Raw genomic sequence first — 12,066 nt, 5'->3', positions numbered from 1 at the left:
CAAATAGCGCTAAGCGTAGCGAAACGCCCTCTACACCCGACGAGCCGAAAGGGGTCCGAGAAGCCTCCAGGCCCACACGGACACCCGAAAGGTGGGCACCCGCCGCCGCGCTACCGATCCGGGAATCTTCCCAGGGAACGGGATCTTCCAAGAGCCGGCCGCGATCGCGGTGAACGCCGCCATCGTGCTCATCGGCGTCCTGACCAGCGCCCTGTTCCTGCGCAGCGCCCGGTCGACTGCGGTGTTCGGCGGCAACCACTGCAGTGTCGCGGCAACGCATTCCGCGGCCAGTGCTCCTCCGCTCAGTCCAGCGTAGGTGCGCCCGGATTTGTCGGTTGCTCCGTCGATGACGGCCGCGCACCGGATGCCGTGCTCGTCGTCGATCACCACCAGCCGGTCTTCGCCGCAGCCGGCCCCCTTGGGCGCGTGCGCCTGTTCGGCGACCATCCATCGGCTCACCGCTCTCCCGCCTCGGCCGAGGCCGCCTCATCCACCAACCGGCACGCCACCCCGCGACGCCCCCACATCAGAGCAGGCCAGGGGTATGTCCGCTGGATTCCCGGCGATCACTACCGGGACCTCTCCACGGTCCCGGCGCATACGGCCGGCCGTACTGGCAGCGCGGCCCGGAACGTGCGCCGCCCATGCTCATGGAGTCCACCGGCGCCATCTCCTGATGATTCATCACCATCTGTCACCATGAAGCAGTATTTCGTCACTCAAAGTTAGCTAAGTGGCGATTGGTCCTCCCATTTCTGGCTATGAGAGGAAATAACCAATCGGTCCTGAACTACGGGGGAGCACGATGACGAACTTCGACCAGATCAAGGGCAAGGTCAAGGAGACCGCCGGGGAGGCGGTCGACAAAGACAACCTGGCCGACAAGGGCCGGGCGGACCGGGCCAAGGGTAAGGCGAAGGAGGCGGCGGACAAGGCCAAGGACAGGGCCAGGAAGGCCTCCGACGACGCGCGGGGCCGCTTCGCCGAGTAGGGACCGCACCGGATGACGGGCGTCGCGGACGGCACTCGATGCCGTCCGCGACGCCTTCGTCGTTGGAGCTCCCGCCTCGCCCGGAAAGTTAAGGCGGGCGACTCTGGACGTTCAGCTCAGGCACCCCTGTCCGGTCACCCTCGTGACTAGCGTTCCTAAAACACCCCAGTTCAGGGGCGTTTGCCGTAGTCATGAGGAGCCACCTTGCGAGTCCTGGCCGTTGTCCCCGCCCGTGGAGGTTCGGTGGGCGTCCCGCTGAAGAACCTGGCCGCGGTGGGCGGCACTCCCCTGGTCACCCGCGCGGTGAAGGCCTGCGTGCGGGCCGAGCTGGTCGACGAGGTGGTGGTCAGCACCGACCACGCGGAGATCGCCGCGGTGGCCCGCGAGGCCGGGGCGACCGTGATCCACCGGCCGGAGGAGCTGAGCGACGCGACCGCCTCCAGCGAGTCCGCCGTCCTGCACGTGCTCGACCACATGTCCGACAACCCTGACGTGGTCGTCCTGGTGCAGTGCACCAGCGCGTTCATCGACCCCGCCGACCTGGACACCGCCATCGTCAAGGTCCTCGACGGCGCCGCGGACGTGGTGTTCTCCGGGCTGGAGACGCACGAGTTCCTGTGGAGCGCCGCCGGCGCCGGCGTCAACCACGACCCGTCTTCCCGGCCACGGCGCCAGGACCGCGAGCCGCACTTCCGCGAGACCGGCGCGTTCTACGTGATGCGCACCGAGGGCCTGCGCGAGCACGGCCACCGCTTCTTCGGCGCCGTCGCCGTGCAGGCGGTACCGTCGCGGCACGCGATCGAGGTCGACACCCCCGAGGACCTGGAGATCGTCCGGGCGCTGGCACCGTTCGTGGACGAGCCCGAGCCGATCGACGTGGACGCCGTGATCACCGACTTCGACGGGGTGCACACCGACGACCGCGCCTACGTCGACCAGGACGGCCGTGAGATGGTCGCGGTCAGCCGCTCCGACGGCATGGGGATCTCGCTGCTGCGCCGGTCCGGCGTCAAACTGATGATCATGTCCACCGAGCACAACCCGGTGGTCGCCGCCCGCGCCCGCAAGCTGGGCGTGCCGGTCCTGCAGGGCCTGACCGACAAGCGGACCGTGCTGCGCGACTGGCTGAGCATCGAGGGGCTGGACCCGGCCCGCGTCGCCTATGTCGGCAACGACGTCAACGACCTGGGCCCGATGAGCGAGGTCGGCTGGCCCGTCACGGTCCCCGACGCCCACCCCCGGGTCCGCGCCGCCGCCCGGACCGTGCTCACCCGGCCCGGCGGGGCGGGAGCCGTACGGGAGCTGTGCGACCGGGTCCTCGCCGCGCGCCCGGAGCCCGAGATCGCATCCGCGCCCGCGCCGCGCGCCGAACTACGCCTCACCCCGGTCGCCAAGCCCGTCCAGATCGGCGACGCCCTGGTCGGCGCCGGCCAGCCGGTCTACGTGATCGGCGAGATCGGCATCAACCACAACGGCGACCTGGACATCGCGCGCAGGCTCATCGACGTGGCGGCCGAGGCGGGCTGCCAGGCGGTCAAGTTCCAAAAGCGCACGCCGGAGATCTGCGTGCCGCTGGAGCAGCGCGACCAGATCCGGCAGACGCCGTGGGGCGAGATGACCTACATGGAGTACAAGATCAGGACGGAGTTCGGCCTGGACGAGTACACCGAGATCGCCAAGCACTGCCGGGAGCGCGGTCTGCACTGGTTCGCCTCGCCGTGGGACGTGCCGTCGGTGGACTTCCTGGAGTCCATGGACGTGGTCACGCACAAGATCGCCTCGGCCAGCGTGACCGACCTGGAGCTGCTGCGCGCGCTCGCCGCCACCGGCAAGCCGCTCATCCTGTCCACCGGCATGTCCACGCTGGAGGAGATCGACCGGGCGGTGGAGATCCTCGGCACCTCCAAGCTGGTGTTGATGCACGCCACCTCCACCTATCCGCTCCCGCCGGAGGAGGCCAACCTCCGCACGATCGTCACCCTCCAGGAGCGCTACGGCGTGCCGGTCGGCTACTCCGGCCACGAGCGCGGCCTGCAGATCTCGCTCGCGGCGGTGACCCTGGGCGCGGTGACCGTGGAACGGCACATCACTCTGGACCGCACCATGTGGGGCTCCGACCACGCCGCCTCGCTGGAGCCGGCCGGCCTGGAGCACCTGGTCCGCGACATCCGCATCATCGAGACCGCGCTGGGCGACGGGGTCAAGCGGGTCTTCCCCGGCGAGGAGGCTCCCAAGTCCCGCCTGCGCCGCGTCACCGTGTGATCCGCGTGGCAGAACGGCGCCGCGCGACGCGGCCCGGATCCTCCCCACCGGCGGAACCCCCCTCACCGCTCATCCACCTGGCTCCCTCACTCCCCCGGTCCGGCCACCGGCGCGTCCGCGTGGGAGCCCGAACTCCGAATGGAAAGGGAACTTGATCAAGCTGTCCGTCGTCGTCCCGGTGCGGGACGCCGAGCTCTACGTCTCCGACGCGCTCACCTCGCTCGTCAGGAACGCGCACCGGGATTTCGAGTTCATCGTGGTCGACGACGGGTCGGCGGACGCGACCGGGCAGATCATCGACGACTTCCGCGATGACCTGCCCGGTCTGGTCGTCCTGCGCAACGAGACGCCGGTCGGGCTGGCCGACGCCCGCAACCTCGGGGTGTCGCTGGCCTCGGGCCGCTACCTGACCTTCATGGACGGCGACGACTGGCTCGCACCCGGCTATCTCACCGACCTGGTCGAGGCGATCGAACGGCTCGGCTGCGACTTCGTCCGGGTGGACCACGTCCAGGTGGAGGGCCGCAAGCGGGTGATCCACCGGGCGCCGCTGGCCACCCGCGAGGTGGCACTGAAACCGCGTGACCACATCCTGCCCGCCGGAGTCAAGACCATGGTCGACTATCCCTACGCCTGGGCCGGGATCTACCGCCGCGACCTCGGCGACCTGCTGACCTTCCCCGGGCACCTGCACACCGCCGAGGACCGGCCGTGGATCTGGCGGCTGCACCGGCAGGCGGGCTCGTTCGGGGTGGTCTCGCTGGCCGGCCTCTTCTACCGGCGGATGGTGTCGGGCTCGCTGACCCAGATCGGCGACGCCAGGCAGCTGCACTTCTTCGACGCCTTCGACCTGGTCTTCGCGGACCTGGAGGAGGAGTTCGCGCCCAAGGCGGCACGCACCTTCTGCGCGCTGCTGGCCCACCATCTGGAGCTGGCCGACCGTTTCTCCCCCGACCTCCGCGCCCGTTTCGAGCAGCGCGGTGCCGACGCCCTGCGGCGGCTGCCCTCGGGCCTGCTGGCCGAGGTCCGCCTGGAACCGGAACGCGACCAGATCCTGCAGAGGCTCCTGGAGGACAGTTGACACAGCTCTTCTACGCTTCGACGCTGTTCGGCGCGATGACGCTGGCGGCGGCGATCGACGACGGCCGGTTCGGGCCGCACGAGGGGCGCCGCATCCTGCTGGTCTCCAACAACGCGGCCATTCCGGAGATCACCCCGGCCCTGGACGAGACCCCCGGCTTCGCCGCGCTGCGCCCGCGCTTCGACGAGGTCCGGTCGTGGAACGACATCGTGGCCCCGCTTCATCCGTCGGACTGGAAGGCCCGGATCATCGAGGCCCCGATGCTGGGCCGCCTGCTGCGCTCCCACCTCTCCCTCGGCGACGGCCCCGACGAGCTGATCCTGGAGTCCATCGCGGTCCCCCCGTCGCGGACCATCGCCGGCCTGGTCAAGGACTGCCCGATCACGGTCTACTCCGACGGCCTGATGAGCTACGGCCCCACCCGTGACCCGCTTCCGGCGGAGATCTCCGGCCGCATCACCCGCCTGCTCCACCTCGACCTCGTGCCGGGCCTGTCCCCGCTGCTGCTGTCGGAGTACGGCGTGCCCGCCGAAACCCTCCCCGACGGGGCCTTCCTCGACGTGGTCGAGCGTGGCGGCGTGTTCGGGCAGGACACGACGGGCCTGCCCGCCGGGCAGCCGATGATCCTCGGCCAGTACCTGTCCGCGCTCGACATCGTCACCCCGGAGGAGGAGGCCGGCCTACACGCGGACATGCTGCGCGGCCTGGTCGCCCGGGGGTTCGACACCGTGCTGTTCAAGCCCCACCCCGCCGGCGGACGGCGGCACGCCCAGCAGCTCCGCGAGACGGCCGGGGAGCTGGGCGTGCGGCTGGCGGTGGTGGGAGAGACCGTCCCCGCCGAGGCGTGCTTCGCGGCACTGCGGCCCGCCCTGGTTGTGGGATGCTTCTCCACCGCCCTGATCACCGCCAGGCGGCACTTCGGCCTGCCGGTGGCCACGGTGGGCGGGGAGCTGGTGCTGGAACGGCTCACGCCGTACGAGAACAGCAATCGCATCCCCGTCACCGTCACCGACGCCCTGCTCCCCCGCCTGTCGGCCGACGGATCACTGCGGGAGCCGCCGCCGGTGGATCTGCAGGCCCTGGTCCGCGCCGTCGGCTACTGCATGCAGAGCGAGACCCATCCCGGCCTGCGCGAGCAGGCCGCCGCCTATCTCGACGCCCACGGACCCGGCCGCTATTTCAAGCGCCAGCGCCTGACCGCCCTGGAGCTGGGCTCCGCGACCCGGCTCCCGGACGGCCGGCAGCCCGGCGCCCTGGACCGGCTCCGCCGCCGACTCTCCAGAGCGCTTTCCTGAGCGCTTTCCTGAACGCTTCCCTGAGCGGACCGCTGGACGCCTCAGAAACCCCACAGGCCTCAAGAGTGCTCTCATGACACTCCGTGGCCACACGGATTCTGTTCACTCCATCTTCTTCGGGCGTTGCCGATCAGTGCGCCGTGCGCTTCTCTCTGCCGTCGATACCGTGACGTGCCCATCGCGAGAAGCACGCGAATCGGGCGAACAGCGAGTTTCCAAAGCTTTTTGGGACTCCGGAAATTGGGAGATCGGCATGAGCAGCCAGGACGACCACCGACGCGACGGGGAGACGGTCCCGAACCGCCGCTCCTTTCTGCGCGCCACTGGGCTGGCCGGCGTCGGCGCCGCGGCCCTGAGCGTGGCGGGCGCGCCTGCGGCGTCCGCGACACCACTGTCCGGCGGGCTCGCCTCGGACGAGGCCCGATCATGGCAGTCCGATTCGGACAACCTCCGCTTCACCCTCGTGGTGATGCCGGACACCCAATATCTCTTCGACGACCAGAGCATCAACCCTGAGCCGGTCGAGGCGGCGTTCCAGTACATTCTGAACCACCGCCGCGAGGAGAACATCGTCTTCATGGCGCACTTGGGCGACCTCACCCAGAACGGCCTGAAGCACGAGTTCGACCCGATCGGGAAGACGTTCCAGCTTCTGGACCGGCGCGGCCTGCCGTACAGCGTGCTGGCCGGCAACCACGACATCGACTCCTCGACCGATGACCAACGAGGCCGCACTCCCTACCTGGACGCCTTCGGCCCGCACCGCTTCCGCAAGTCGCGGACGTTCGGCGGTGCCACCCCTGACGGTTACAACACCTACCACGTGTTCCGCGCCGCCGGGCGGGAGTGGCTGGTGCTGGCCCTCGACTGGCGGCCGTCCGCGGCGAGCATCGCCTGGGCCCAGGACGTCATCAGGCGGAACCCCAAGCTGCCGGTGATCCTGACGACACACGAGCTGATCTACACCGACACCTACGGTGACGAGGGTCAGTTCTCCGAGTTCGGCGCCCGTCTGTGGGACGAGCTCATCGCGGGGAACGATCAGATCTTTCTCGCCCTGAACGGGCACTACTGGCCGCCGGCGCGCACGACCAGGAAGAACACCGCGGGCCACGACGTTCACGTGCACATCACGAACTACCAGAACCGCTACTACGGCGGCGCGGCGATGATCCGGCTCTACCGGTTCGACCTGGCCAGGAACGCCATCGACGTCGAGACCTTCTCCCCCTGGGTCCTCAGCCGGACCGCCGAGCACCTGAACGGCCTCGAACGCCTCGAGATCGAGCAGACCGGGCCGCAGGACTACTTCTCCATGGCGATCGACTTCGATGAGCGGTTCTCCGGGTTCGCACCGGTGCCGCCGCGGGCACCACGGCCCGCGGCCGCCATGGTGATCCCCGGGACGGTGGCCTACTGGCGGTTCGACGGCTCCCACGAGGACGGCTCACCGGTCGTGGACACCGAACGCGTGACCGACCTGTCAGGGCGCGGCAACGACCTGACCAAGATGACGGTGCCCGGCAGCCCCGCGACCGCGCTGACCTGGTCCACCCAGCACCATCCAGACCAACCGGGGCACGGCAGCCTGTACTTCGGCGGCAACAAGAATCCGCTCGGGGGCGCCTACCTCCAGACCGTACCCACGGCGCCGCTCAACTCCGCCACGTTCCCCTCGGGCTACACGTTCGAGGCGTTCTTCAAACTCCCCGCCGACTGGGACGGAGGCCAGAACGGCTGGGCGGCCCTGCTCAGCCGCTGGGGCCTGAGCGGCGAGGCCGGGAAGACCGAGGGGGACCGCGACGAGCCGGTGGCCACCCTCAGCCTGTCCCCCGGCCGGGAACTGCAGTGGGCCGTCTACCCGCTGAACCTGAAAGGCCCCGTCACCAACTGGGGTCACGAGCTGCCGCTCGACCGCTGGTGGCACGTGGCCGTGGTAAACGACGGGCGCCACACCACCATGTACGTCGACGGCTGCCCTGTCGCCCGCAACCCCACCACCAAGGCGACCGGCCTGTCCACCGTCGGACTGCAGTGGCTCCTGGGCGGCTACGAGTACGGCGGCAAGCTGGATCAGATCCTGCACGGCTGGGTCGGAGACGTCCGTATCGCCGACCGGGCCCTGCCGGTCGGCGAGTTCATGCCGGCGCGGTGATCCAGTCCTCTGTTCCGCCCGCGGAGCATGCCGAGGAAGGCGTCGGCACGAATCGGACGCGACTCGATCGGGCGCCGCGGTGGTGGCGTACCGCGCCGTCGCCCTGCCCATTGCCGCGGGCGTGTTCGAGCCCGCCTCGGCCTCGTGCTACGCCCGGAGATCGCCGCGCTGTCGATGTCGGGCTCCAGCGTCATCGTCGCCGTCAACGCCCTGACCCTCAAAGGAACAGAGCTCAGCTCAGCGCGTTGAGATAGCGACGCATCCGGCGCTTGGCCCGGTAGCCGACGCGCAGCACGTTGGGCGGGACCTCGACGCGCAGGCGGGCGCGCCGCCGGGCGGCGGCGTGTTGCGGGCCGTCGAGCAGCGACCGGGCGGGGGCCAGGCGTCCGGCGCGGACCTGGGCGACCAGCGTGACCATCTGGGAGACCCAGTCGCTCTCCCCTCGCGGGTGGAAGTAGTTGGCCCGGCACCAGGCCTCGTCGGGAGTATGGAAACGGCCCTCGGACAGCTCGTCCAGGCTGCCGAGCAGGCCGCTGCCCTCGAAAACCAGATTGATCATCTCGGCGCTGACCCCGAAGTCCGACAGCACCAGCTGGGGCACCGACTGGGCGATGGCCTCCAGCGCGGCGGTCGAGCTGACCGTGACGAATCCGGCCGCGTGCGCCAGATGCTCATGCATGGGGCCCACCGCGAAGCGCACGGCGTCGGGACGGACCTGGCCGCCGTCGGCCAGCGACTGCCACAGACGCTGGTAGTGGTGACGCTCGTTGTGGGTCTGCCGCTCGGTGTCCAGGGCGCGGAGCTTGACCACCACGTCGAGGTCCGGCCGGCGCCCGGCCAGCGCGGCCAGCGCGAGCAGGATCTGCTCCCGCTCCTCCCTGCGTCTGGGCACCTTGGCCTGCGTCGCGAACACCACCCGGTCGCGCGGGCCGGTGACGGGCACCTCCGCACCGCTGTGCAGGAAGGGCAGCCTGGCCATCCCCACCACCCCGCCCCCGCCCAGCTCCCGGCCGATCGCCGTGAACTCCGCGACCTCCCGCTCGCTGTGCAGGACGAACAGGTCGCATCCGCTGCGGAACACCCATGCCTTCTCGGTCGCCGGGATGGAGATCCCCGGCAGTCCGGAGACGAACACCGGTCTGGGTGCCAGGCCGGACAGCACCTCGCTGACCAGCACGTCCACCACGGGTCCCGTGCAGGCGACCAGCACCACGTCGGGCCTGAGCCGTTCGGCGGCCCGGCGCAGCGCCCGGGCCGACAGCACGGGCGGGTCGGTGGCCGCACCCGTGACGGCCGCGTGGATCTGGGCCGGGGAGGGCGTGATGGGAGTGCGGATCACCGTCAGCTCCGCCGTACAGCTCGCGGGCAGGTCCCCGAGCAGATAGGCGGCCCACTTCAGGTAGGAATCCGAGTCGGCCACGGCCAGGATTTTCAACAAACACCTCCGGTGTGGAGTCCCCCGGGCCTACCTGTGGAGCCGTGAACCCTCGGATTCGTCCGTGGGTTCATGCCCCTGTGACTCCGGTGTCGTGATGGGCGAACATCGACAGGTGGGAACGCAGTGACGGCGCCGCCTGAGCGGTCCACCACTCGTCGGGGACGTCCACCGTCTCCACGGTGACGCCCCGAGCCGAGAGCAGGACCCGCAGGGAGGTGACCGCGGTCGACGGCAGGCTCAGCACCCGCTGCTCGGCGGCCAGCCCCCGCAGGGTCATCTCGGCCGGGATCCCGCCGTCGTAGACGGTGATCCCGGGCTGTCGCCTGACCCGGTCGAGATCATGGGGATCCTCCCGGCGGTGCGGGAAGTAGGCCACCGGCTCGGACGAGCCGAGTCCGGCCAGCCAGGTGAAGTAGCGCTCGCGGTGGATCAGGCCGTTGCGGACCAGCGAGGTGCCGAGCACGACGGTGCGCTCCTGCGGACGCGGCCTGCGCAGGGGCTGCGAGCGCAGCCAGGCGAAGTCGTGGGTGATCAGCTCCGTGCCCCCGTCCCGTACGGCCCGCGCCAGCTCGGCGGGGACGGGCAACGCCGTGAAGATCGACAGGCGGCCGGAGCGGGCGGCGGCGCGCAGTCGCAGGCCGGCGGCCGTCCCCAGCGCGCGCCTGAGCCCGGCCCGCAGTGGGCCGGAGGCGCTCGCGCGAGCCCGCAGCAGCGGTGTGAAGACCTGTCCGGTGAGCAGTTCCAGGAGCCTGATGGTGGCCAGGCCGTCGTCGACGATCACGATGCGGCCCGGCAGGGCGGTCAGCCAGCCGAACTGCACCTTGCCGGAGAAGGCGTCGCCGACCGCCCAGGTCGTGCCCCGGCGGGGCCTGGGCATCTCAGGCTCGGGAGCGGCCAGCTCCAGCCCGCCGGGCGGGCCGAGCCGGGAGATCTCACGGCGGGTGATCAGGAGCGGACGCAGGCCCGCTCGGGGCACCACTCGGGCACGTGGGCCGAGCAGCCCGGCGTGGTGGGCTTCCACGGCGCAGAGCATCTGCAGCGGGGACTCCACCCAGGCAACGGCCGAACCCTGCTCCCGCGCGTGGTCTCGACCGTGCTCCACGCCGGGCGATGACCCGTTCACGACTGCCTCACCGTAACCGGGATGTCTTACACGCCCGGGAACTGTGGGTGAACACCCGAATACGCCCACTTGCGCATCTGATCCAGGACGATCTACCGTGGTGTACGGAACGGTTTCGTACACCTTGCCTCACGCCTCAGAGGAGCGAGCCATGTGGACCCCGGACGACATCCCCGACCTGACCGGCACCACCGCGGTGGTCACCGGCGCCGGTGGCGGCATCGGACTCCCGACCGCGCTGCACCTGGCCGGGCACGGTGCGCGGGTCATCGTGGCCACACGGGATCGGGCCAGGGGAGAGGCGGCGACGTCCGCGATCCGCCTGCGGGTCGCGGACGCGCGAATCGAGTGGAGACGGCTGGACCTGGCCGATCTGAGCTCGGTGCGGGCGTTCGCCTCCGCCTTCGACGGGCCCCTCGACATACTGGTCAACAACGCGGGAGTCGGCATGATCCCTCGGCGGACCACCGCCGACGGGTTCGAGATGCAGTTCGGCACCAACCACCTGGGTCACTTCGCCCTGACCGGGCTGCTGCTGCCGCACCTGCTCGCCCGGCCGAGCGCCCGGGTGGTCACGGTCTCCAGCGACGCGCACGGCCTGGGCCGGATCGACTTCGGCGACCTGGGCCTCGAACGCCGCTACGGGCGGTTCTCGGCCTACGGCAGGTCGAAGCTCGCCAACCTGCTGTTCACGCTGGAGCTGCAGCGCAGAGCGGAGGGGCGGCTGCTCAGCGTGGCCACTCATCCCGGTGCGACGGCCACCGGCATCATGAAGCTGGGCGTGCTCACCAGGCCGGTCAACGCCCTCATGCGTTTGGCGCTGCAGCCTCCGCTCAAGGGCGCGATCCCCTCCCTCTACGCCGCCACCTCCACCGAGGTGACCGGCGGCCAGTTCATCGGTCCGGGCCCGAAGACGCTGACCCCTTCCCCCAAGGCACTGGAGGAGGATGTGGCCCGGCGGCTGTGGGAGACCTCGGAGGAGCTCACGGGCGTACGATTCAAGACGATCACACGGCACTCGTAGCCCATCGGAGGCACCTTGCGTCTCGATCCCAGCCGGGAGCGGGCGATTCTCGACGCGACCATGGAACTGCTCTCCGAAGTCGGGTTCGACCGCATGTCCGTCGACCAGATCGCCAAGCGCGCCAGCGCGAGCAAGGCCACGATCTACCGCCGCTGGCCGGGCAAGGAAGCGCTGGTCGTCGACCTGGTCTGCAACCATCTGGAGATCGACGTCGCGCCGCCGCCCGACACCGGGTCGATGCGCGGCGACCTGACGGCGGTGGTGGCCGGGTTCTGCCGGACCCTGGAGCAAAGGCACAGCCTCGTCTTCGGGCTGCTGCCCGCACTGCTCACCACGCCCGACCTGGCGGCCGCCCTGCGCGAGCACGTGCCCCGCCCCGACATCACCGGCACCACCCCGCTGCTCGACCGCGCCCGCGAGCGGGGCGAACTACCGGAAAGGATCGAGCCCGGCGAGATCAGGAGGGTCACCGAGGCCCTGGTCTGGCATCGGCTGCTCATCCTCGGAAAGCCGCTCGACGAGGCCTTCGCCGAGGAGACGGTCGACCGGGTGCTGCTGCCGCTGATCCATGCCTGGTCCGCGACGAAACACTGATCGAAGCGAGCGTTTTCGCAGGTAAAACCCCTCTTGGGGAAAAGATCTACGTTGATGACGAACACCGGGGGACGAGGAGGGAGTCGGGCGGCGCACTTTTCCC

Annotated in this window: 10 protein-coding genes; 7 read left to right on the top strand and 3 right to left on the bottom strand. The window is 70.2% G+C overall.

Translation table 11 applies throughout. The features are described 5' to 3' along the window. Window positions 1-30: 30 nt before the first annotated feature. Window positions 31-459, bottom strand: a complete 429-nt coding sequence (locus ACQPYK_RS17310; RefSeq protein ID WP_433256390.1) for a hypothetical protein — start codon at window positions 457-459, stop codon at window positions 31-33. A gap of 346 nt (window positions 460-805) precedes the next feature. Here ACQPYK_RS17310 and ACQPYK_RS17305 point away from each other — a divergent pair, with 346 nt between their 5' ends. The 5 genes from ACQPYK_RS17305 to ACQPYK_RS17285 all read left to right on the top strand — a co-directional run bounded on the left by ACQPYK_RS17305 (window position 806) and on the right by ACQPYK_RS17285 (window position 7,784). Next, the gene (locus ACQPYK_RS17305; RefSeq protein ID WP_433256388.1) at window positions 806-991 is read left to right on the top strand and encodes a CsbD family protein; all 186 of its coding nucleotides are present in this window, start codon (window positions 806-808) and stop codon (window positions 989-991) included. A 204-nt stretch (window positions 992-1,195) separates the two neighbouring features. After that, window positions 1,196-3,253: an N-acetylneuraminate synthase family protein gene (locus ACQPYK_RS17300; RefSeq protein ID WP_433256386.1), complete on the top strand. Its 2,058-nt coding sequence runs from the start codon at window positions 1,196-1,198 to the stop codon at window positions 3,251-3,253. 151 nt (window positions 3,254-3,404) lie between these two features. Beyond that, window positions 3,405-4,334, top strand: a complete 930-nt coding sequence (locus ACQPYK_RS17295) for a glycosyltransferase family 2 protein (protein WP_433256384.1) — start codon at window positions 3,405-3,407, stop codon at window positions 4,332-4,334. After that, window positions 4,331-5,629, top strand: coding sequence for a polysialyltransferase family glycosyltransferase (locus ACQPYK_RS17290; RefSeq protein ID WP_433256382.1), 1,299 nt, complete (start codon window positions 4,331-4,333; stop codon window positions 5,627-5,629). Before ACQPYK_RS17295 ends, ACQPYK_RS17290 begins: the two co-directional genes overlap by 4 nt. Window positions 5,630-5,882: 253 nt before the next feature. Continuing rightward, window positions 5,883-7,784, top strand: a complete 1,902-nt coding sequence (locus ACQPYK_RS17285) for a LamG-like jellyroll fold domain-containing protein (RefSeq protein WP_433256380.1) — start codon at window positions 5,883-5,885, stop codon at window positions 7,782-7,784. 232 nt (window positions 7,785-8,016) lie between these two features. Here ACQPYK_RS17285 and ACQPYK_RS17280 read toward each other — a convergent pair whose 3' ends face one another. Continuing rightward, a complete protein-coding gene (locus ACQPYK_RS17280) occupies window positions 8,017-9,204 on the bottom strand; it encodes a DUF6716 putative glycosyltransferase (protein ID WP_433256378.1) in 1,188 nt (395 codons plus the stop codon). An 85-nt stretch (window positions 9,205-9,289) separates the two neighbouring features. After that, window positions 9,290-10,345: a hypothetical protein gene (locus ACQPYK_RS17275; RefSeq protein ID WP_433256376.1), complete on the bottom strand. Its 1,056-nt coding sequence runs from the start codon at window positions 10,343-10,345 to the stop codon at window positions 9,290-9,292. A gap of 151 nt (window positions 10,346-10,496) precedes the next feature. Between ACQPYK_RS17275 and ACQPYK_RS17270 the strand changes: the two genes are divergently transcribed. Together ACQPYK_RS17270 and ACQPYK_RS17265 are read left to right on the top strand one after the other, a co-directional pair. Further along, on the top strand, window positions 10,497-11,369 hold the full coding sequence (locus ACQPYK_RS17270) for an oxidoreductase (RefSeq protein ID WP_433256374.1): 873 nt from the start codon (window positions 10,497-10,499) through the stop codon (window positions 11,367-11,369). Between the two features lie 15 nt (window positions 11,370-11,384). Beyond that, window positions 11,385-11,963: a TetR/AcrR family transcriptional regulator gene (locus tag ACQPYK_RS17265; RefSeq protein WP_433256372.1), complete on the top strand. Its 579-nt coding sequence runs from the start codon at window positions 11,385-11,387 to the stop codon at window positions 11,961-11,963. Window positions 11,964-12,066 lie beyond the last annotated feature (103 nt).

The sequence above is a fragment of the Streptosporangium sp. CA-135522 genome, from assembly GCF_050949235.1.
Lineage (GTDB): Bacteria > Actinomycetota > Actinomycetes > Streptosporangiales > Streptosporangiaceae > Streptosporangium.
Note: the sequence above shows the minus strand (reverse complement) of the source record. Positions and strands in the feature narration are given on the sequence as shown.

Coding starts and splice junctions, on each gene's coding strand:
- ACQPYK_RS17305 (WP_433256388.1), top strand. CDS start 806: ATGACGAACTTCGACCAGATCAAGGGCAAGGTCAAGGAGACCGCCGGG.
- ACQPYK_RS17285 (WP_433256380.1), top strand. CDS start 5,883: ATGAGCAGCCAGGACGACCACCGACGCGACGGGGAGACGGTCCCGAAC.
- ACQPYK_RS17270 (WP_433256374.1), top strand. CDS start 10,497: ATGTGGACCCCGGACGACATCCCCGACCTGACCGGCACCACCGCGGTG.